This window comes from Aureisphaera sp., from assembly GCF_059726885.1.
Map to the genome: position 1 here is coordinate 1,141,112 of NZ_AP041051.1, position 22,903 is coordinate 1,164,014.

Sequence of the window (22,903 nt, forward strand, 5' to 3'; positions counted from 1 at the left end):
AGGTAGGGATTATTAAACAAAAAAGAGGCCGACTAAAGCCGGCCTCTTACTAATTTATAAGGATAAACTAATCTTAGAATGTGTAACGAAGGGATGCGTTGTAGGTTCTTCCGTTTTCTGTGAAGTAACCGAAACGATCTGTGTTCGAAATTCCGATATAATCGAATACGTTATACATATTCGCTCTTAAAGTTAGTTTGTTGCTTCCTAAGCTAAATCTATAGGTAAGACCCGCATCTGTTACAGAGTAAGGCTTCAACTCGGCAGGAGTGTAATCTACTGCACTTGTGAACTCATCTGTAAACTCATAGTGACTCGCTCTGTAGTTGATGTTACCATCTACGCTTAATCCCTTTACGATCTTAGCTCTAAAGCCCATACCAGTAGTAAACTGAGGTGCTCTGGAAACTTTTACACCTTGACGGTCAATTCCAGCTACTTCAGAAATTAATTCACCTGTATCATCGTTAAATTCAGCTACTGTAGACTTTCCTTTGAAAATCCAGCTACCTCCAGAGAGGTATCCATTAAGGGTTAACCACTGTGTTGTTCTCCATTGGAAATCCAATTCCGCTCCACTATGGAACTGACGAATTCCTCTTTGCAACCTGTTCGTGAAGATCTCATCGCCTTCTACTTTAGGATCTGGATCGATCTCACCGGTAGATACTGTAGTTCTGTTTGCCCAATCTGTGATATAAGCATTGAACTGAGCGCGAATGTCACCCGTTTCGAAATGGTAACCTCCTTCAAAACTACGGATGATCTCATTATCTACTTCTGGGTTAACCAAATCGTTAGAAGTTCTAATATTGGTGAAAATATTATCCAAGAATGGTTGTCTTGAATAGTACCCTCCATTGAAATAGATCTTGTGGATACCGTCTATATTATAAGACAATCCCCCTTTAAGGTTATATCCTAGTTTACTAAGTTTTTCAGAAGTTTCAGTTACCTGATTTCCATTGGCGTCTACTTGGAAACGTCCTTCCCTCTGGTAAGACTGTGTAGATACAGCTCCCTGGAAGAATACAGAGAATGAATCTGTACTGTATTCCAATTGTCCGAATCCTCCAACGTAGTTGATATCTTCAGAATAGTCATAATCGATACGATCTCCTTCATCTGCGAAATTAGAAAGTGCCGCCCATGGGTCTGGATCGAATGCATTGGTCACAGTAGCTCCATCGGGTCTGTCGTTAGCCCATCCATCTAATCCATAGAAGTTAGCAACTTGTCTAAAGTGGTCTCCAGTATACAATCTTACATCCCCTCCAACATTGGCTACAAGGTTTTCAGAGAATTCATGGGTTAAGTTAGTTACTAACCCGTACCATTGGTGATTGTTTACAGAGGATCTACGAATGTATCCTTCACGCTCTGCATTGTCTCCAATACCAATTCCTGCGTTATATTCGAAAATAAGGTCTCTATCCAACTGACCGAACAAAGGTCCGTCTCCATCTAGATCCGGTCCTCTTAAGATACTACTTCCTCTTGAAGTACTTACCCCTCTAGGTCCTGTTCCACCTCCACGCCCCCAAGAGGCGTAGGCTACGGTAGAAAGATCAGTCTTTTCACCCATGTTCCAATCCCAGTTAAGGTTCATTACTGGCTTGTGGTAGTAGTTTTGTCTTTCTGAAGTAATTCCATCTTCATCATACCACCAGTGTTGGTTAAATTTAGGATCTGCTGCAATAGACTCTCTGGACTGTGACCATTTTTGCCCGTGCAACTGAGGTGCTCCCGTTACCAAGAAATTGAAATTGTGATTTTCGTTTGGTTTATATCCTACAGCGAAGAAATAGTTTTGTCCTTCTCCATATGTTCCTCTTGACCATTTTCTGTGTGCTTGCCAGTAATCTAGCAATACTGAGAATGCCCATCCACTATCGCTAACTCCTGTATTATAGGAAACAGTTCCCTTCATGTAACTGTCATTAGCTCCAAGGAAACGTGCAAAACCACCTTCCTTAAGCTCAGCTGCCTTCATTACGATGTTAGTTGTACCCCCAACAGATGAGATCGCCAATTTAGAAGATCCTAATCCACGCTGTACCTGGATAGCATTGGCCACATCGGCAATTCCTGACCAGTTAGACCAGAAAATACGACCATCTTCCATTGCGTTAATAGGTTGTCCATTTAAAAGAACGGCAATGTTACTGTTGTCGAATCCACGTAAGAATAATTGTGAATCACCAAAACCAGACTGCCCAGAAATGTAGGCAGAAGGTGTACTTTTAAGCGCTTGGGTAATTTCTACGTTACCTGCTACTTTTTCCTGAATTTCCTGAGCTGTAATGGTAGATACAGCAACTGGTGTATTGCGGTCTTCCGCAAGGTCAATTACCCCTGTCCCTACAATTACCACCTCAGATAAGGTGTTGGCATCTGCTTCTAAAGCGATGGTTCCTAAATCTGCAGTACCCCCAGAAAGAGTATACGAAATAGTTTTGGTCTCGTATCCTAAATAGGAAATTTCGATGGCACCAGAATTGGCGCTAACGGAAATGGAAAAATTCCCGTCAAAGTCTGTTACGGTACCATTACTGGTTCCCGCTTCAATTACTGTAGCACTGGGCATTGGGCCTCCAAGCTCAGCGTCGGTTACTGTACCGGAAACCGTCCCCTGTGCAAAGGTAGCAACGCTTCCCAATAGCATTACAAATAGTAAAAGTTGTTTCATAATTGTTTGTTTAATTAAATAAGTGTTTGCAAAAATACTATTAACCTAACTCATGACCAATTTTATGTGTTAAGAAAAGGCTAACAGTATTATCAATAAATTTAACAGAAATTAACGTTATTCGCTGTAAACGTGCTCGTTAAATAGGAACAATGTTATTAACAATTTTTAGTACAGAAAAAACTTAGTAGGCAATGCAGTCTAATTGCTCTTTTAGAATGCCAATTTTTGAGAAATAATCTTCATGGTATACTTCATCCAAGGGTTTGGAAGCGGGTAAGTCTTCCCTGAACGGGTCTACTTCCTTTCCGTTTTTCCAAAAGCGATAACATACATGGGGACCTCCGGTATTTCCGGTCATACCAATCCATCCAATAACATCCCCTTGTCGGACAAAATCCCCAACCCTAGATTTTCGGGCCTTCATATGTAGATACTGGGTTTCGTAGGTGCTATTGTGCTTTATTTTGACATAATTCCCATTACCTCCCCTTCTTTCAGATTTGGTAACTACACCATCGGCGGTTGCCAAAATGGGTGTCCCAATGGGTGCAGCAAAATCGGTCCCTCTATGGGGGCGCACTTTGTACCCGTAATAGGCAATTCTTCTTTTCAGGTTATAACGGGAGGAAATTCGACTGAACTTCACCGGAGCCTTCAAAAATGCCCTACGCAAGTTATTGGCTTCCTCGTCATAGAAATCTGCCACTACATTGGTAGAATCTACTTCGGGCTCATAATTAAAGGCATACAACGGCCTCCCACGATGTTCGAAATACACTGCCTTTATATCGTCCAAGCCCGCAGGAATGGTATCATTAATATACTTTTCGGTGTAAACTACCCTAAAATTATCCCCTGCTTGCAAGGCAAAAAAGTTAATGGTCCAAGCATAAATATTTGCCAAGCGTTCGGTCATATATGGGCTAAGATTGTTCTCGGCCATTGTTTGAGACAGGGAGCTAGTTATGATTCCCGACGCCTCCTTTTCCACATAGCTAACCGGTTTCTTTTCATTATACACCGCAATGCTATCCCTTAGATCGATTACCGCATAATCCACACGGTTCTTTTCATAAATAAATACTTGGGTGTTTTGCAGGGTGTCTTTTGAATTCAGCAACACATAAGGGCGGCCCACAACCAGTTTGCGCACATCGAAACTGTCTTTGAAAACCGTAGCCACTTCGAAAATCCTATTTTGGGGAACACCATTTGCATCAAGAATACCACCAAAGGTATCGCCATTGCGAATGGTATCGCGTACAACGTTAAAGTCATTGAGGATATACCCATATTCATTTAAGACGACGGGCGCCTCCTCTTCAATTGTTGTTTCTAATGGGTCTACATCGTCCTTAACGTCTTCACAGGAAGTAAAGAGTAGACAGAGGATGGGGATTAATAAGAAATACTTCAATACTTTAATTTTTCTAAACGTCCTGGCCCCAATTTTCAATTTCCTCGGCTGTCCAAACATCGGGGAAAAAGATTCTTTTTTGGTATTTGGGTAGCATATACTTTGCCCAATCGCTTCCCCCCGTTGCCTCTTCGGGTTCGTTACCATGGTTCAAGTATTTCACAGCGGTGTTATAGTGTGCCATTACCCAAGTAACATTCACTGTGTAATCGTAATGCCGCATCGCTTCCCTCAATTTCGGATTATTCCGGACGTCTTCAGGTAAACTTTTAAATTTCGCATACAAATTTATGGTATTATATTCTTTTGTAAAGGCTATAAATTCATTTTTATACTGTTCTTCAAAGGCTTTCAGCAAATAACTCTTCTTTCCAGTTTTAAAATTTTTCCCCGCGGCTTGCCAATACAAATGCTCCAAAGCATGCTCATAAGGGGTATTTCTATCTATGGTAGCCCTATATCTGGCATCTATTAAATTTATCAGGTCTGTAGAGGCGAATTCAATTTTCCTGTACTGCGCACTCTGAAAACCACTGGCAGGTGTTAACGTATTTCTGAATTGAAGATATTGCCCTACTTCCATCCCTTCAGACATAATGTTAAAGGACGATGTGAGCATATCGAAATAACGGCTAATTCGCATTAAGCGCTCCGAAAAGAACTTGGCTGTTAAGTTTTCATGATGGGATACCTGACCAATTTCCCAAAGTATCATCTTAAACAACAATTCATTGATCTGATGATACATAATAAATACCATCTCATCTGGAAGGGTGGTACGTTGTACCTGAAGATTAAGCAGCGCCTCGGTCTGTATGTAGTCCCAATAGGTTATGGGTTCTCCATATAGCAGTCCCTCCAAGTGGGTATCCAAATCTTGGTCTATGGCGTCATATTTATTCTTTAATTGTTCTAGTAATTTTTTGGTTTCTGGTTGTAATTCCATGGGTTAGTCTACGTATATCTTAAATGAGTTTTTCAATCCCCTGAATTCTGTTAAGGATGCTTTCAAGGATCCGACTGCTAAATCGGCTTTGATCAACATGGGCATTTTATTGGCATCATCGGAGACCCAAACGGTCAAACTTTCTTTTTCCTTGAATACCCTTCCCGATTGCACATAAGGTCTAAATTTTAATGTTGGCACCTTGCCGAATCTGGTTCGGATTACTTCCCTTCCCAGAAATTTTAAACGAAATTTATAATTCTCCTTATCGAAGAACATATCTATGTCTATGGTCTCCCCAATATTGAGGGAGGATGTATCCAATCGGTTCCTTAAATAATAAAATGCGGACACCATGTCTTGGGCTTCCTCAGGGAAGGTTACCAAATCCTTGGTGTTCTTCTTTTTGTTATGGACCAGTGCCTTATTTGTGTTGTGATCGAAATCAATCTGAATGTCTTTCGTATATCCACCTTCATCAATATTTCGAATAAAACGATAAGGAATATCCTTCTCCTTGTCTATATATGACTGGTAATCATCTTCTACTTTAAAGAAAGCCCTTGAAAGACCGGTGGTTTTGCCATAACCCTTTACATGAAACACTTCCTTATCATCAAGCACCACATCATTCACTTCCAACGTGGCATATCCTGCGGTTACGAAACCATAGTGAATTCGGAACTTAAACCATTCACCAGCATCGTAGGCTTTGGTCTGGGCTTGAGCAGCACCAAAAACCATGGCAAAAAGGAGGAACATTGCATATTTCATTCGTATAGATTTTGAGGTCATCGTAAAGGCTTACGCAAGGACTGTTCCAAAATGAACAAGACTCCATCTACTTAGACGATGGAGTCCTGTCAATGTTACGGTTTATAAGGTTCCTCTTCTAGCTTGCTGGCGCTCTATCGCTTCGAAAAGGGCTTTAAAATTCCCTACTCCAAAGGACTGAGCTCCTTTACGCTGTATAATTTCTATGAACATTGTAGGTCTATCCAATACATTATGGGTAAATAATTGTAATAAATAGCCTTCTTCATCGCGGTCTATTAAAATTCCGTGCTTTTTAAGGACTTCAATATCTTCATCAATTTTACCCACACGTTCTAAAATGTCATCATAATAGGTTTCCGGCACATACAAGAATTCGACCCCGCGTTCCCGCATGGCCGAAACGGTAGCCACTATATCGTCTGTTGCCAATGCCAAGTGTTGCACTCCAGCTCCATTGTAAAAATCGAGGTACTCCTCGATCTGGGATTTCTTTTCTGCTTCTGCCGGTTCATTGATTGGGAACTTAATACGTCCATTCCCATTACTCATCACCTTACTCATTAAAGCCGTATATTCTGTAGCAATATCGTCATCAACGAACGAAATAATCTGAGCGAAGCCCATTACTTCGGCATAGAATTTACACCAAGTATTCATTTCGTTCCAACCCACATTTCCTACTATATGGTCAATAAATTTCAATCCAACGGGTGCTGGATTGTAGTGAGACTCCCATTTTTCATACCCTGGAAGGAAAATACCATTGTAATTCTTTCGTTCCACAAAAATATGAACCGTCTCTCCGTAGGTATAAATTCCTGAGCGGATAACATGTCCATGTTCATCTTCTTCCCGAGTGGGTTGCATATAAGGTTTCGCTCCACGTTTCGTAGTCTCTTCGAAGGCTTGTGCAGCATCATCTACCCACAGCGCAATGACTTTGGCAGCATCACCATGTTCGTTGATGTGCCTATTTATATCGCCTCCTTTATTTAGGGGAGATGTGAGTACCAAACGAATCTTGTCCTGTTTTAACACATAGGACACACGGTCCTTCATTCCTGTTTCCAATCCAGCGTACGCTTCAGATTGAAATCCAAATGCCGTTTTATAATAATGAGCAGCCTGCTTGGCATTACCCACATATAACTCGACATAATCGGTTCCCAAAAGCGGAAGGAAATCTTCTGCTTCTTCGAATAATTTCTTTAATGAATATTCTGTATTCTGTAATTCTGTTAGATCTTTTATTTCTCGTGCCATTTCTTTAAATTTTTTTAATTAATACTTCATGAAAAGAAAAGACCCAATTACCACATGGCCCTAAAATGGGGTGCTATGTCTAAAAGGTTTTTCATTCTTCTAACCAGCTTTGGAAGTAGCTATCATCTGCAATTTTCAAAGCTTCTTCAGTAACCTTTAATGGCTTAAAAGTATCTACCATTACGGCTAACTCGTCTGTCTTCACCTGTCCAATACTACGTTCTGTAGCACCGGGGTGGGGTCCATGCGGAATTCCGGCAGGGTGCAGGGAAATATGGCCTGCATCAATATCATTACGGCTCATAAAATCACCATCTACATAGTACAGCACCTCATCACTATCAATATTACTATGATTATAAGGTGCAGGGATACTTTCTGGATGATAATCGTACAGTCTTGGAACAAAGGAGCAAACTACAAATGTGTTCGTCTCGAAGGTCTGATGTACTGGGGGCGGCTGATGAATTCGCCCGGTGATGGGTTCGAAATCATGAATGGAAAAGGCATATGGATAATTATACCCATCATATCCCACCACATCGAAAGGATGTGTGGCATATACCATATCTATGATCTCGTCATTCTTCTTAATCTTTATCAGGAAGTCCCCTTTTTCATCGTGAGTTTCCAATTCCTGTGGTTTTCGGATGTCCCTTTCACAGAAAGGTGAATGTTCCAATAATTGCCCAAACCAGTTGCGATAGCGCTTTGGGGTATAAATGGGACTCCTGGACTCTACAATGAATAGTCTATTGTCTTCATCGTTAAATTGCAATTTATAAATCATACCCCTAGGAATCAACAAATAATCCCCATATTTAAAATCGAGATTTCCCATATGGGTTCTCAATTTTCCGCTTCCTTTATGAACAAAAATAAGTTCGTCGGCATCGGTATTTTTATAAAAATAATCGTCTTGAGACTTCTTTGGCGCCGACAAAATGATGTGGCAATCGCTATTCGTTAAAACAATTTTCCTGCTTTCTAAATAATCGTCCTGAGGCGGTACTTGAAAACCCCTAAAACGGTAAGACTGCATATTATTCTCCTTAGCAATCTTTGGTGCCACACTGTATTGATTTTTTATGGCCTTTACTTGGGTAGGACGGTGTTCATGATAGGAGTTACTGTACATCCCATCGAACCCAATGGTTCCGAATAATTGCTCTGCATAAAGGCTGCCATCCGGTTTCCGAAATTGAATATGTCGTTTGGGAGGAATCTTCCCTAATTTATGATAAAATGGCATAGTAGTAAATTTACGTTAGTACTTGTTTTTCAGCAAAAAAGATGTGTACTACTCTGGATTTCTCTTCAGAAGAAACTTGAGAAGAAGTAATAAGTATTTCCAAGTTTTGTTTGCCATGATACAAATATCGGAAAAAAAAGCTTCCTTCGGATTAAGAAATGCCTAAAAGCGAAAGCCTACATTCACATACCATTCGTTGGTATCGCGTTCTGGAGAGAATGAATATTTCACTTCTACAGGACCCAATATGGTTTCTAGGCCATATCCTATTGCATATCCACTATAATCAATACCATCAATCCACTCTCCTCTTTCGAACAAATCATCCCCGATATTGGCGATGTTTCCTGCAACACTAATATGGTGTTTCTTGAATATTTCATAATCCAGCAAAAAGGTGGTTTTAAGGTAGGTATCCCCTCGCAAACTAAGCCCTTCGTACCCATAAAAGGGCACAATATTATTTAGGGGTTTAAACCCATATCCCCCCATGAAAAAATCCAGTGATTGTGTTGTGCGGCTTCCAATTTTGAGTCCTCCTTCATTGGTGAATACCATCGATAATTTGGGTGTAAAGGAATGGGCATAGGCCAGTTGGGCCTTTCCGATCCCAAAGGGTTCGAACTCCGTATTGCCGCCATTCGCAAATAAATACCAATGAAAGTCGCCCTCAAAATATAGGCCTTTCCTTGGAAAGTACTTATTGTCGAAAGTGTCATATTTCAGAATACCGTAAGAGCTGTAGTAATTGGTGTTTTCGAATACGGTTCTCGGCAAGTTATTTTCATCGATCCCAATGGTTTCCGAAAGGTATCGCAACCATTTATGTTCTGCCCCCAGTCGGAGTAAAAACCGCCTCTGAAATACGGTCTGCACGAACACTTGGTTGGTAAAATCATCATACTGAAGGTTGACCTCATTAATCTCAGCTGTGTCCGGAACATTATCCTCGGTAAGTATAAAATCGATAGCTACGTCTTTGTCAAAACTGTTGAAAGTAGACCGAAGACCAACACTCCAATAAAACCCCTTATCTATATAATAATCGAAGTTATAACGAATATTATCGCCGATACCGAAATCTAAGGAAGCCACATCATTATTGGTAAGCAATCGCTTCTGGGTCACATTTATCAATGCCGCAGAACGAAATAGATCGTCATAATGAGCCCCTAAACGAAACAGGGTTCTGGATTCACTTTCCCGCAAATAGAACTCTATCGAATATTCCCCTGTATTGTCGGGATCCTCTACCAATTTATAATCAATACCGTCAAAATTTCCCGTGGCCGAAAGGTTATTAACTCCATTGTTGAACGCTTCGTATGTAATATCTGAAGGTGTTTTAAGCTTTAACTTCCCCAAGACATATGATCGCGTATAGTCTTTATTACCATAAATAAATACCTCTTTAATGTACAGGGAGTTCTTACTGACAAAAGGAATATATTTCTTTTCCCCCTTAATTTGCCTTTTCGCCAGTGCTTCCAACTGAGATCGCACCTCCTCAGCCCCTACTTCTCCCGATTTAATAATCTGCCGTCCCTCATCGAAGGAAACCACGGAAAAATCATCAATGGATGGATTTATATAAATGTCGGTTTTCTCCTTTTTGGTCTCCATGTCCCTGATGGTTCGGTAATTATTGATTTGTACCAACACGTCGACGCCACTCTTCAATTTTTCACGATCCCGCAATTCATCCTGAACATCTACACCAATTACCACATCGGCACCCATTGCCAGTACCTCATCTAATGGATAATTATTAACTACACCCCCATCTACATAAATTGTATCATTTATGGTCACTGGTTGAAAAAGGGAAGGCAGAGCTCCGCTTGCCGTAAGTGCGCGGGGTAAATATCCTTTATCCAAAATCACTTCTTCGCCGGTTTCAATATTGGTTGCAACACAGAAAAAGGGAATCGGAAGTTCATTAAAATCGTCTATATCTTTTACGTGCAGTAACAACCGGGACAATAAGTTGTAGACATTTTGTCCCTTGGATATCCCTGAAGGAACTTTCAGTTTAAAATCATCGAAGGGTAAAGTAAGGGCATACTTTTCTGATTCATCCTTTTCATAAAATGTCTTGGCCCCTCGTGGCACCTCATCTTGAATCAGGGTTTCGAAATCCAGTACCTTGAAAATGGAGTCGAGTTGATGTGCGTTATAGCCCGAAGCATAAAGCCCTCCTATAATGGCTCCCATACTGGTACCACCAATATAATCTATCTCTACTCCGGAATCTTCAATAATTATTAAAGCCCCAATATGGGCCAGCCCTTTGGCTCCACCACCACTGAGTACAACACCTACTTTTACATCTTCTTTTTCCTGTGAAAAAGAAAAGCAATGTATAAGAAGTATACAGATGGTTAGGGCCTTTCTCAATGTTTCGTTTTATTTTATTAGACGCACTTATTGAAAATGTGCTACAATTTTTTTGGCCTTACTTGCTCCAACAACCTTTTCCAAGGCATCAAAATTGGCCTCCTTTATCCTTTTAACACTTTTAAAGTGCTTCAACAGTTCCACGATGGTTTTATCACCAATGCCGGGTATGGTCTCCAGGCCTGACTCCAGTGCTTCCTTGCTCCGCTTGTCACGATGAAAGGTGATACCAAAACGATGGGCCTCGTTTCTTAATTGTTGGATGATCTTTAAAGTTTCGGATTTTTTATCCAAATACAATGGAATTGGATCTTCTGGATAAAATAATTCCTCCAGTCTTTTGGCAATTCCGACAATAGCAATTTTTCCCCTTAGTTCCAATTTATCCAAGCTTTTAAGAGCAGATGACAATTGTCCCTTCCCCCCATCTATGATGATTAATTGGGGTAACGGTTGCCCCTCTTCTTTCAATCTTTTATAACGTCTGTAAACGACCTCCTCCATGGAGGCAAAATCGTCGGGTCCTTCAACTGTCTTAATATTAAACTTTCTATACTCTTTCTTACTTGGCTTTCCGTTTTTAAATACCACGCATGCCGCCACAGGATTAGAACCTTGAATATTACTGTTGTCGAAACATTCTATATGTCGGGGTTCTTCCTGTAACCTAAGATCTTTCTTCATTTGAGCCATGATGCGATTCGCATGGCGATCGGGATCCACAATTTTGGCCTGCTTAAATCGCTCCATTCGATAGTATTTGGCATTCCGTGTAGATAGCTCCAGTATCTTCTTTTTATCCCCTAGTTTGGGAACATGTAATTTGACTCCTTCCTCCACATGTACCCGGAAGGGCGCATAAATCTCTTTACACATAGACTGGAACCGTTGCCTTAATTCAACGATAGCCAATTCCATTAGTTGGGTATCGGTCTCGTCCAATTTTTTCTTCATTTCCAAGGTATGTGAACGGATTATGCTTCCAAAGGAAATCTGAAGATAATTTACATAGGCATAACTCTCGTCGCTCACAATGGAGAAAACATCCACATTATTGATCTTTGGATTGACTATGGTCGACTTTGCTTGGTAATTCTCGAGTACATCAATCTTTTCTTTTATTCTTTGAGCATCCTCAAATTGAAGGGCTTCAGCATGTTCCTTCATCTGTTGCTTAAACCCCGAAAGTGATTCCTTGAAATTTCCTTTTATAATATTCCTAATAGATTGAATGTTCTCGTTGTAAGAAGCTTCAGAATACTTTCCTTCACAGGGCCCTAAACAATTCCCCAAATGATACTCCAAGCACACCTTATATTTTCCGGCCCTAATTTTTTCCTCGGACAGATCGTAATTACAGGTGCGCAAAGGATATAATCCCTTTATTAAATCTAAAAGGGTATGGACCGTTTTCATACTGGTATAGGGTCCATAATATTCGCTTCCGTCCTTGATTAATCTCCTCGTCGAAAAAACCCTGGGGAAACGTTCCTTTTTTATGCAAAGCCAAGGATACGTCTTATCATCCTTAAGCATAACATTGTACTTGGGCTGGTAGTTCTTTATTAAATTATTCTCCAATAGCAGGGCATCGGTCTCCGTAGCCACCACAATGTGCTTTATAGAATGAATCCTTTTAACCAATAAGCGGGTTCTGGCATTATCATGTTCTTTTGTGAAGTAAGAACTCACCCGTTTTTTTAGGTTTTTTGCCTTACCCACATACAAAAGTTTTCCCTCCTTATCGTAATATTGATATACGCCAGGGTCATTGGGCAGTGTGGAAATCTGAAGTTTAACAGACGCTTCTTCCATACTTCAAAGATACTGGGTATTTTTATTTTGAAATAGAACCGTTTCGTTATCTTTCCATATAAAAGATATTCTTAGATCATTATGCAAATTCATGATTTCCAAAACGAAAATTCAGTGCTCAATACCTTTTTGGGAGAACTTAGGGATACCCATATACAAAAGGACTCTATGCGATTTAGGCGGAATATAGAACGTATTGGTGAAATCCTAGCCTATGAAGTGAGCAAAACTCTGGACTATAAAAAACAGACGGTTACCACCCCATTGGGGAAAAAGGATTTGCAACTACCGGAGGATGATCTTGTTTTGTGCTCCGTACTCAGGGCTGGACTGCCTTTACATCAAGGGCTGCTTAATTATTTTGATACCGCTGAAAATGCCTTTATATCGGCTTATAGGCACCATCCCGATGGCGGAGATGAATTTGATGTTATTGTCAATTATTTCGCTGCTCCTAGTTTAGAGGGCAAGACCTTGGTTCTTACCGATCCCATGTTGGCTACCGGAAAAACATTGGAAAATGTATACAATGCGGTGCGCAAAAATGGAGAACCCTCACAAATCCATATTGTTTCCATAATTGGTTCCGAAGAAGGCGTCGATTATATAAAGGCTATCTTTCCCGAAAACACACACTTGTGGATTGCAGCCATAGATGCAACACTCAACCCCAAGGGTTATATCATTCCCGGATTGGGCGATGCAGGCGATTTGGCCTTTGGTTTAAAGCTTTAACTCACACCAATTGGGCTGAAAAAGAAACAGGCAACCCATTAGGTTGCCCGTATCCCAGCATATGCTAAGTCTACTTCTGTGCCTGGATCAAAATTCCATAAACCGTCCAGTCTTTAGGGCGCATCACAGAACTATCTGGAAACAGGGTACATTTAACATACACTTTTGTCTTCGCACATTTCTGCGCTTAACACATGAAAGCATTACGATGGTACCTTCGGAAACGTATCACGAGGGAAATAAAAACCGATAATCCAACCTGTTCAATCCAATGGTGAGACGAAGGTGGTACATCGCAAGAATTTGTAACCCATTCTTAGCTTTCCAATTTTTCAAAGAAATTTACCATATTTCTGAACACCAAAGTAGGTCATTTATATGTTTCAAAAAATGACAAATATCAGTCTTTGGAAACTTTTCAGATAGAATACCATTTCCTTAATTAAGTATCTTAATCATCTGATTTTCATGACAATTCTCATTGCTTAGGCAATCTGTCCTGTATACTTTTATCTACTCAATTTTCAAACCTTACTACTATGAAAAATAAGACGATTTTATACGTAATGTTATGGTTCATCCCCCTTGGTCTTTTTTCTCAAGAACTTTCAAATTTGGACTATGTATCCCCATTCCACGACGGCCTTGCTGCGGTTAAAAAAGGAACTCAATGGGCATTTATAGATACCAAGGGAAATGTTGCGATCGATTTCAGAAGTGACTTGGTCGTGGACAAACAGAGCAATAGGGCATGCTGTCCTGCAGGTACAGCTCATGATTATCCATTCTTCAGTAATGGCCGTAGCATGATTGTTTCAAAAGAAAACGGTATCTCACATTATGGTTATATAGACACAAAAGGGCAAGTCGTTATAGAGCCTCAGTTTATTAATGCCACTCCGTTTCATGAAAATGGAGCTATTGTTTTGGAAGTGGTCAAAGAAACTTTAGGAAGAAATGAGGCATTGGGCAAGAACGTTGTCACCTATTCCTATAATGAGTTATTTATCGATACCAACGGCAATACATTAACCTACCTAAGAGGACCTTTTAATCTACTATACTCCAAAGAAAAAATGAAAACCCCTCCGAACATTACATCTAAATGCCTAAACGGAGTTGTTATCGCTATTCAATCTAACGACGGGCTATGGAAAATAAAATCCATTGAGCAATAATCTTTTCAAATGAAGTATTCGTTCATTATTTGTGCTGTTTTGGCTGGGCTGGGTTCTTGCCATCAAAGGGGACATAAAATTCTGCCTACAAAAAAGGCCATTTCCGAATCTGTGTATTCTTCGGTAACCATTCAACCGGATAGTTTGTATGAAGCTTTTGCCATTGTAAACGGCCTACTGGAGCAAAACTTAGTAGAAGAGGGTGACGCAATATCAAAGGGAACACCTTTGGTGCAAATTGTAAATACCAATCCCAAAATTGTATCCGAAAATGCTCGTTTATCGCTTAAATTGGCAAGCGAGAATTTGTACGGAACTTCTCCTATTCTTACAGGGATTGCCGACGAAATCCATGCTGCTGAACTTACATTTATTGACGATTCCATTTCCTTTTTTAGGCAGAAAAACCTCTGGGATCAAAGCATTGGCTCCAAAGTTGAATTCGACCGTAAAAAATTGAGTTATGATCTCTCTTTCAATAAATTGATCGCTCTACAAGACACCTATGTTAGAACCGAACGTGAGCTGCAAACTCAATGGAAACAGGCTCAGAACAACTACGAAACTTCCCTTATTCAAACAGAGGATTACACGGTCTCCAGCAAAATAAATGGCAAGGTGTACGCCTTGTATAAAAATGTAGGTGAGATCGTTACCCCGCAACAACCACTTGCCCTCATTGGAAGTGCATCTTCCTTTGTTATAGAATTGCTAGTGGACGAAGTGGATATTGTAAAAATTAAAAAGGAGCAAAAGGTTTTGGTCACCTTAGATGCATATAACGGTAGGGTCTTCGAGGCAAAAGTTCACAAGATATACCCGCGAAAGTTTGAGCGCAACCAAACCTTTTTAGTAGAAGCCCTTTTTACGAAAACCCCCGAAGTTTTATATCCAGGTTTGGCAGGCGAAGCCAATATCATTCTTACCCATAAAGAAGAAGCCTTAATTATCCCAAAGTCTTTTCTTCTTAATGACCAGGAGGTCATTACCGAGAATGGAAATGTGCAGGTTACCCTTGGGCTTCAGAGCATGGATAGCATAGAGGTGCTTTCTGGAATTACTCCCGACACCTGGATCTATAAACCAGACTCGCCATGATCAATTGGAAAGTCATACTGAGCATTGCCAAAACACACCTTTTGGCCAAAATTAAACAAACGACCACCGCCGCCTTGGGCGTAACTTTTGGTATAGGAGCTTATATAACGCTTGTATGTTTTATGACAGGTCTTAACAAAATGTTGGACGACCTCATTCTAAACCAGACCCCGCATATACATGTTTTCAATGAAATTGAGCCATCTGCCGAGCAGCCCGTAGATATATATGACGGTTTTACAGAGGCCATTCATATAGTGCATTCGATAAAACCCAAACAAAGCCAAAAGCGCATTCACAATGCCCTGCCCTTATTACACTACCTCAATGAAAAAGAAGAGGTCCGCGGGGCAATTCCACAAATTAACTCTCAAATATTTTATATCTCTGGCACCATCGAACTAGGCGGGAACCTCACAGGCATCCATGTCCTAAAAGAGGTTTCCTTGTTCAATTTTGGAGATTACATCGTCTCTGGCACCCCTAGGGCATTGCAGCAAAATGACAACGGCATTTTGCTAGGTGCAGGCGTAGCCAAAAAAATGTCCCTTCAAGTTGGTAATAGGGTTCAAGTTAGCAATAGTAAAGGAGAGGTGTTCCCTTTAAAAATCGTAGGTATTTTTCAAAGTGGTATTGCCGAAATTGATGACATTCAGAGTTTTGCGAATATAAAAACCGTACAACGCATCCTTGGTGAACCCGAAAACTATATAACGGATATCAATCTTAAGCTTCATGATATTGAAGACGCCATTCCATTGGCCAAGAGCATAGAAAATCAATTCGGGTTGAAGGCTATTGATATAAAAACAGCCAACGCTCAATTTGAAACGGGGACCACCATTAGGAATTTAATCACCTATGCCGTATCCATCACACTACTTATTGTTGCCGGTTTTGGGATCTACAATATTCTTAACATGCTTATTTATGAGAAAATGAATGATATCGCTATTCTGAAAGCTACAGGATTCTCAGGTAAAGACGTTGAATTAATCTTTATGAGCCAAGCCGTCATTATAGGTTTTGTTGGTGGAATATTAGGACTGCTGGTTGGGTTGGGGCTTTCCCTTATAATAGACCAAACTCCTTTTGAGACAGAAGCCCTTCCCACCATAAACACATATCCCGTGAACCACAACCCAATGTTTTATGTCATAGGTATTGTTTTTGCCATGGTAGCCACTTTTCTCGCTGGCTATCTCCCATCGAGAAAGGCAAAAAAGATTGATCCGGTACGTATAATAAGAGGACAATAAATAAGGGCTATGGACAAGGTACTCGAGGCAAAAAATATTAACAAATACTTCAAAAAACCCGTGCTTTTTCATGTGCTAAAGGATATCAACTTCAGCATTAAAAAAGGAGAGTTTACGTCCATAATGGGAAAATCCGGCTGTGGAAAATCCACGCTACTCTATATTCTATCTACAATGGACACAGATTATGAAGGGGAGCTGTATTTAAAAGGCCAATTGGCAACGGGTTTGGACAGGAAGCGCTTGTCACATATACGGAACCAAGATATTGGGTTTGTATTCCAGTTTCATTATTTATTATCCGAGTTTACCGTGCTTGAAAACGTGTTACTCCCGGCAAAAAAATTAGGGCTATTAACTCCTGAGGAAATGGAGCACAATGCTATGGAAAAACTAAGGATTCTTGAGATAGATCATCTGTATAAAAAAAGAGCTTCTCGCATATCCGGAGGAGAAAAACAAAGGGTGGCCATAGCGAGGGCGCTTATTAACAATCCCGCTATTATTATGGGGGACGAACCCACTGGAAATTTGGACAGTTACAATGCAGACAATGTCTTCAATATCTTTAAACGACTAAGCGAAGAGGAAGGTCTTTCATTACTGGTTGTAACTCATGACAAGGATTTTGCAGACCGCACTGACCGCATTATTGAAATGAGCGATGGTAGGATACTTCCAAAACAAAATACCATTATTGTGTAGGTCACGAAAAAAGGACAAGCCCTCCTTAGAAGACTTATCCTTAGGGTCTAAAATGTTGGGTTTCTAGACTTACTCGATTTCAATAAACGTTTCTCCATATTCATAATTACCGTGCTGAACCTCATACTCACCAGCAGGAATTACAACTTGATCCCTTCCTAGACTCGCAGCCAATTCCCCACGAATAACCTCATCGCTTTCAACGATAAACTGGCCTTCTTCCAAATCTCTTGAGAAGATGAGATGCAGGGTGTTTCCCTCCATACTGAAAACAATCAATCCATCTTCCGGATCGTCATTACCCTCCATGAGTCTGTTCATTGTATCGGTAACTTCACCTACAGGATCATCTCCCTTTGTGTAAAAGCGGAAGATATCCCCATATCCATTTCGGAAACATACCCCTGGACCCGTGGCACATTCCAGTCGGCTATATCGCCAGTCCATAACATAGTCCCAAGGAAAATACAGCCCTCGGTTGTTATCGTTTTGTTGATGTACAAGATCTGCACTTTCTACGGGAGCGGTTTCGTCCTTATCGCAGGCAACTGTAACCATAATTATGGTTACCATGCCAAGTACTAAATTGAAATACTTTTTCATAATAAAAAGGTTTTAATGGTTAATAATGAGGCAAATAACTGAAGTAACAAGGAGGAAAACACGGGGTGCTACACCTATTTCAAAGGGGCAAATGCCCCTTAATTTGAATACAAGCAATGATCTATTGAACGATTCCCAAAATTCTAATTTGAGCCTTTTGCTTTGGCTTTCACCATAGATACTTCATTAACTTGTCTTACATTTATATCAAACACAAACATGATAATGAAGAAACTGTTTTCGAAAATTGGTCCAGGCACATTGGTTGCAGCGGCATTTATTGGGCCCGGTACAGTTACGGTTTGTACCCTTGCCGGGGTAAACCACGGATTTACATTATTGTGGGCCATGTTACTTTCCATGCTAGCAACCATCGTATTACAGGAAATGTCGGCTCGATTAGGTCTTGTAACTGGAAAAGGGTTGGCGGAGGCAGTTCGAAATCATATACGTTCATCCGCAGGCAAATGGATTGCCATTTTTCTTATACTATCGGCCATTTTAATAGGAAATGCCGCTTACGAAGCCGGAAATATTAGTGGTGGTGCCCTAGGTCTTGAAACTATTATAGCTAATCCAAAAATTACCCTCTTTGGTGCTTCTTTGAACACATTGAGCATTGCAATAGGCCTAATTGCTTTCGCGGTTTTATTTATAGGCAATTATAGGTTTATGGAACGAAGCCTTGTATTTCTCGTAGTCCTAATGAGTCTTTCTTTCTTAATCACTGCCGTGCTAACAGCACCTAATATTATGGAAGTTTTAAAGGGTGTTTTCATACCAAAAGTACCAGAAGAAGGTTGGCTTACCGTCATTGCCTTGATTGGGACTACGGTAGTGCCGTACAACTTATTTTTGCACGCTTCCTTGGTTAAGGAGAAATGGAAAGGAGTCGAAGACTTAAAAACAGCAAGGACGGATTCCAAAATTTCAATTGTATTGGGAGGGTTGGTCTCCATGGCCATAATAATTTGTGCAGCTGCCATCAATTCTGATGAAATAAACAATGCATCCGATTTAGCCAAAGGACTCGAACCCTTGTATGGTAGTTTCTCTAAATATTTTTTAAGTATCGGCCTGTTCGCTGCGGGTGTCACTTCTGCCATTACTGCACCATTGGCAGCGGCCTATGTGGTGCGTGGTTGTTTTGGTTGGGAAGTAGGACTAAAATCACCAAAATTTAGGGCGGTTTGGATTTTCGTACTCTTTTTGGGTGTTGTTTTTTCTTCCATAGGCTTTAAACCCATCGAGATTATTAAATTCGCCCAGGTGGCAAATGGGCTTTTGCTTCCTATCATAGCTGGTTTCCTTTTGTGGATCGTTAACAAATCTTCCGTACTGGGAACATACAAAAACACCTTTTTTCAGAATATTATTGGTTGGCTCATCGTGTTGGTTACCCTTGTATTGGGAGCGAAGAGTCTTTTCAAGGTTTTTAATATTGATTTTTAATGATTGCTATAGATATTAATGCTGATTTAGGAGAAGGCACAGGAAACGACCCGCTATTAATGCCTTTAATATCTTCCTGTAATATCGCCTGTGGAGGTCATTATGGAAACGAAGAAAGTATGCGATCTACCATAAAATTAGCTTTGAAACATGGGGTTAAAGTAGGTGCGCATCCTTCCTTTCCAGACAGAAACAATTTCGGAAGAAAAATTTTGACGCTTACCAAAAACGAACTTACACATTCCATTTTTGAACAGCTTTTACATTTTTACGCTATTTGTGAAACAGAAGGAGTCACAGTGAACCACATTAAATTGCATGGGGCACTTTACAATTATGCCGCAAAAGATGCCCCTACAGCCGATGCGGTGGTAGAAGCAATCATAGCCACTAAAACCCGACCCAAATTGTATGTGCTTCACAACTCAGTCTTAGCTAAAAAAGCTGAAAACCTTATTCCCTTGGAATATGAGGCGTTTATCGATAGACGTTATCATGATGACCTTTCCCTAGTATCTAGGGACAACATAAATGCCGTGATTCATGAACCAGCAGAAGCTTGGCAACAGCTAAAGGGGATGGTAGAAAGGCAACAAGTGACAACCCTTTCAGGATCACTTCAAAAGATAAAAGCCTCTACCTATTGTATACATGGGGATCATGAAAATTCCATTTCAATTTTGAAATATATCACGACCCAAATGAAAGACCATTCAATCAAATTAGTGTAATGGAAACACCCACTTTTCAACCATTTGGTGAAAGAGCCATCCTCGTAACTTGGGAAGCTTTTATAAAGCCGGATATCCATGAAAATGTGGTGAATTTTGATCGTATGATCTTACAAAAGTTCGGCAAAGAGATTCTGGAAACAGTTATTACCTATCAATCCCTTGCTATATATCTTACCCATGGGATCCAATTGAATAAATTTATTAAAGAGCTGAAATCATCTTATGCAACCATGAAAACAGCGGAGCATTCCTTCCCGTCACACCTAATTACCATCCCGGTTTGCTATGACGCCCATTTTGCTCCGGATATTGAATATGTGGCTCATGAGAATAATGTATTGGTTGAAGAGGTAATTGGGCTTCATTCGGAACCTATTTACAAGGTTTACTTTATGGGATTTTTACCAGGATTCCCCTATTTGGGAGGGTTAAATGAAAGAATCCATACACCCAGAAAAACAAAGCCGGAGCGAAGCATTCCCAAGGGGTCGGTGGGCATAGGTGGAAAACAAACGGGAATTTATCCTAACGAATCACCAGGTGGCTGGCATATTATTGGACGAAGCCCCATGTCATTTTTTGATGCAGTAAAAAATCCACCAACCTTTATTCAGGCAGGTGACTATGTAAAATTTGAATCTGTTGCGAAAGAAGAGTTCGAACATATTAAAACACTAGTTATAAACGACCTCTATTTTCCAAATAAAATGCCGTATCATGATTGAGGTAATTTCATCAGGATTATATACCAGTCTTCAGGATTTAGGACGTTTTGGACAGCGCAAATATGGGGTTCCCATAAGTGGTGCGATGGATCGGTATTCGGCTGAATTGGCCAATCGATTGGTTGGGAACGAAATGCATGAAGCCGTTATTGAAATTACCTTGAGTGGGCCCATTCTTCGGTTTAATTCAGATCTGTTGGTTTCCATAACCGGTGCGGATCTAAGCCCATTACTAGATGACAAGCCCGTTTCCATGAACAAGGCACTGGTAATCCCAAAGGGAAGTGAATTACGCTTCGGCCCACCTAATTATGGAGTATGCTGCTATCTGGCCATAGCCGGTGGAATTAAGACCAAAAAAGTATTAGATAGCTACAGCATGTATGCAGGCATCACACAAAAAGGAAAGTTGGAAAAAGGGGATACTATTGAAATGCAAAAGAGCGAATTATCCAGCGCATTGCTACATGCATCCGTAAGGGTCCCTAAGGAACATTTTACATCGAAAGAGATAGAATTGTTTAGAGGCCCAGAGTTCCATATGCTCTCCAAAAACACACAAAAGAAATTGAAAACCACCACCTTTACCATTAGCTCAGAAAGCAACCGTATGGCCTATATATTAAACTCCGACCTAAACATGTCTGCTCCAGAAATTATTACGGCCCCCGTGCAACCCGGAACCGTTCAATTAACTCCTTCCGGAAAACTAATGGTGCTTATGCGGGATGCTCAAACCACTGGAGGCTATGCCCGAATTCTTCAATTAAGCGATAGTGCCATTAATAAAATAGCGCAAAAGAGACCCAACGAAGAAGTGATGTTTCGCTTCAAATAACAACAGACCAAATATTATCCCTATCTATTTATTGATACAATTTGTTTCCTTGCCTGTACCTTCCTTTTGTACAGGGACAGTCACTCAAGGATTGAAGCAAATCGAATCCAATTGTGATCGCATGTGTACCTGTATTATACGTGGTTAAATCATTTAAGGTTATTTGGTACGCATAGGATATATAAAATACGGACTTCTTGAGTCCTGCCATTGGCCCGATATTTAAAGGAGACATGAACTGATCGTTTAAAAAGCGTACGGATCCGCCCAACCAATAAAAATCGTTGTTACCATTGTATTTTCTATACTTAAAATTGAAATCGGTACTCGATCTGCCATCACTAGCAAATAATTGAAAGTAGGCAGAAGGTTCAAATTCGGCGTAATTCGACTTCTTAATAATATATCCAGAATAGACCTGAAGGTTTAGAAGCCCATTGGGTTCGAATCCATTAAAAGAATCGATATCCTTCGGCAGAATATTATTGGCATTGGCACTTAACCAAAACTCTCCAATTCTGTAGAGCGCTCCTACATCGAAATTGTGATTTGTCACTGAACGATCGTCCGTAACCCTGGGGTCTATCGTTGGGTTTTCGTAGGTAGTATTAAAATCTTCGATGGCAATCCTGAAACTATTTACATTATAGGATAACCCAAAAGACAAGTACTGGTCTGTTTTAATATCGAGAATAAGATGATGGGCAAAGGAGAACTTCACACCTTGTTGCCGTGTATTCCCGTTTCTGTCCGCATAGGCAGACAAGCCGGCACCAGAACGGTTCCCCATTCTAATATCTGCGTACAATGCCATGTTCTGCGGTGCGTTTTTAATCCCAACCCATTGGGTCAGCCCATTGGCCCTGATTCTAAAATTATCGCCAATTCCTGCGAATGTGGGAGACACTACAAAATCATTATCTGCTAAATACTGTGTAAACACAGGTAAGTTAAGTTCTTGACCATAGCTCTGGGCTAGGATTATAAAAAAGAGGTATTGTAATAGTTTTTTCATAG

General features: G+C 40.4%; 19 protein-coding genes. 9 read left to right on the forward strand and 10 right to left on the reverse strand.

Annotated features, from left to right (window positions below; genetic code table 11):
* Positions 1-73: 73 nt before the first annotated feature.
* The 8 genes from AC6JAD_RS05145 to uvrC all read right to left on the reverse strand — a co-directional run bounded on the left by AC6JAD_RS05145 (position 74) and on the right by uvrC (position 12,559).
* Positions 74-2,689 carry a TonB-dependent receptor gene (locus AC6JAD_RS05145; protein WP_461302210.1) on the reverse strand — a complete coding sequence of 872 codons (2,616 nt, stop codon included), beginning with the start codon at positions 2,687-2,689 and terminating at the stop codon, positions 74-76.
* A 184-nt stretch (positions 2,690-2,873) separates the two neighbouring features.
* A complete protein-coding gene (locus AC6JAD_RS05150) occupies positions 2,874-4,109 on the reverse strand; it encodes a M23 family metallopeptidase (RefSeq protein WP_461302209.1) in 1,236 nt (411 codons plus the stop codon).
* 13 nt (positions 4,110-4,122) lie between these two features.
* Positions 4,123-5,055 (reverse strand): tryptophan 2,3-dioxygenase family protein, encoded by a 933-nt coding sequence (locus tag AC6JAD_RS05155; protein WP_461302208.1) that lies wholly within the window; start codon positions 5,053-5,055, stop codon positions 4,123-4,125.
* Positions 5,056-5,058: 3 nt separating this feature from the next.
* Positions 5,059-5,829 (reverse strand): DUF3108 domain-containing protein, encoded by a 771-nt coding sequence (locus AC6JAD_RS05160; protein WP_461302207.1) that lies wholly within the window; start codon positions 5,827-5,829, stop codon positions 5,059-5,061.
* 102 nt (positions 5,830-5,931) lie between these two features.
* Positions 5,932-7,095, reverse strand: coding sequence for a 4-hydroxyphenylpyruvate dioxygenase (hppD, locus tag AC6JAD_RS05165; protein ID WP_461302206.1), 1,164 nt, complete (start codon positions 7,093-7,095; stop codon positions 5,932-5,934).
* Positions 7,096-7,186: 91 nt separating this feature from the next.
* Positions 7,187-8,347, reverse strand: coding sequence for a homogentisate 1,2-dioxygenase (locus AC6JAD_RS05170; RefSeq protein WP_461302205.1), 1,161 nt, complete (start codon positions 8,345-8,347; stop codon positions 7,187-7,189).
* 162 nt (positions 8,348-8,509) lie between these two features.
* Positions 8,510-10,744: a patatin-like phospholipase family protein gene (locus AC6JAD_RS05175; RefSeq protein WP_497866091.1), complete on the reverse strand. Its 2,235-nt coding sequence runs from the start codon at positions 10,742-10,744 to the stop codon at positions 8,510-8,512.
* Positions 10,745-10,771: 27 nt separating this feature from the next.
* A complete protein-coding gene (gene uvrC, locus AC6JAD_RS05180) occupies positions 10,772-12,559 on the reverse strand; it encodes an excinuclease ABC subunit UvrC (RefSeq protein ID WP_461302203.1) in 1,788 nt (595 codons plus the stop codon).
* A gap of 81 nt (positions 12,560-12,640) precedes the next feature.
* Between uvrC and upp the strand changes: the two genes are divergently transcribed.
* From upp to AC6JAD_RS05205, 5 genes are all read left to right on the forward strand, one after another.
* Entirely contained in the window at positions 12,641-13,294 is a 654-nt protein-coding gene (gene upp, locus AC6JAD_RS05185; protein ID WP_461302202.1) for a uracil phosphoribosyltransferase, read from the forward strand.
* 539 nt (positions 13,295-13,833) lie between these two features.
* Positions 13,834-14,472, forward strand: coding sequence for a WG repeat-containing protein (locus AC6JAD_RS05190; RefSeq protein ID WP_461302201.1), 639 nt, complete (start codon positions 13,834-13,836; stop codon positions 14,470-14,472).
* 9 nt (positions 14,473-14,481) lie between these two features.
* Positions 14,482-15,570, forward strand: a complete 1,089-nt coding sequence (locus AC6JAD_RS05195; protein ID WP_497866094.1) for an efflux RND transporter periplasmic adaptor subunit — start codon at positions 14,482-14,484, stop codon at positions 15,568-15,570.
* Positions 15,567-16,829, forward strand: a complete 1,263-nt coding sequence (locus AC6JAD_RS05200; protein ID WP_461302199.1) for an ABC transporter permease — start codon at positions 15,567-15,569, stop codon at positions 16,827-16,829. Before AC6JAD_RS05195 ends, AC6JAD_RS05200 begins: the two co-directional genes overlap by 4 nt.
* A 9-nt stretch (positions 16,830-16,838) precedes the next feature.
* Positions 16,839-17,534, forward strand: coding sequence for an ABC transporter ATP-binding protein (locus tag AC6JAD_RS05205; protein ID WP_461302198.1), 696 nt, complete (start codon positions 16,839-16,841; stop codon positions 17,532-17,534).
* 69 nt (positions 17,535-17,603) lie between these two features.
* Here the strand turns inward: AC6JAD_RS05205 and AC6JAD_RS05210 are convergent, their stop codons facing one another.
* The gene (locus AC6JAD_RS05210) at positions 17,604-18,137 is read right to left on the reverse strand and encodes a hypothetical protein (protein WP_461302197.1); all 534 of its coding nucleotides are present in this window, start codon (positions 18,135-18,137) and stop codon (positions 17,604-17,606) included.
* 222 nt (positions 18,138-18,359) lie between these two features.
* Between AC6JAD_RS05210 and AC6JAD_RS05215 the strand changes: the two genes are divergently transcribed.
* The 4 genes from AC6JAD_RS05215 to AC6JAD_RS05230 are packed head-to-tail and all read left to right on the forward strand — an operon-like array spanning position 18,360 to position 21,886.
* Positions 18,360-19,589 (forward strand): Nramp family divalent metal transporter, encoded by a 1,230-nt coding sequence (locus AC6JAD_RS05215; protein ID WP_461302844.1) that lies wholly within the window; start codon positions 18,360-18,362, stop codon positions 19,587-19,589.
* Entirely contained in the window at positions 19,589-20,320 is a 732-nt protein-coding gene (gene pxpA / locus AC6JAD_RS05220) for a 5-oxoprolinase subunit PxpA (protein ID WP_461302196.1), read from the forward strand. The genes AC6JAD_RS05215 and pxpA overlap by 1 nt, the downstream gene beginning before the upstream one ends.
* Positions 20,320-21,048 carry a 5-oxoprolinase subunit PxpB gene (pxpB, locus tag AC6JAD_RS05225; RefSeq protein WP_461302195.1) on the forward strand — a complete coding sequence of 243 codons (729 nt, stop codon included), beginning with the start codon at positions 20,320-20,322 and terminating at the stop codon, positions 21,046-21,048. Before pxpA ends, pxpB begins: the two co-directional genes overlap by 1 nt.
* On the forward strand, positions 21,041-21,886 hold the full coding sequence (locus tag AC6JAD_RS05230) for a 5-oxoprolinase subunit C family protein (protein ID WP_461302194.1): 846 nt from the start codon (positions 21,041-21,043) through the stop codon (positions 21,884-21,886). The genes pxpB and AC6JAD_RS05230 overlap by 8 nt, the downstream gene beginning before the upstream one ends.
* A gap of 28 nt (positions 21,887-21,914) precedes the next feature.
* Here AC6JAD_RS05230 and AC6JAD_RS05235 read toward each other — a convergent pair whose 3' ends face one another.
* Positions 21,915-22,901 (reverse strand): PorP/SprF family type IX secretion system membrane protein, encoded by a 987-nt coding sequence (locus AC6JAD_RS05235; RefSeq protein WP_461302193.1) that lies wholly within the window; start codon positions 22,899-22,901, stop codon positions 21,915-21,917.
* Positions 22,902-22,903 lie beyond the last annotated feature (2 nt).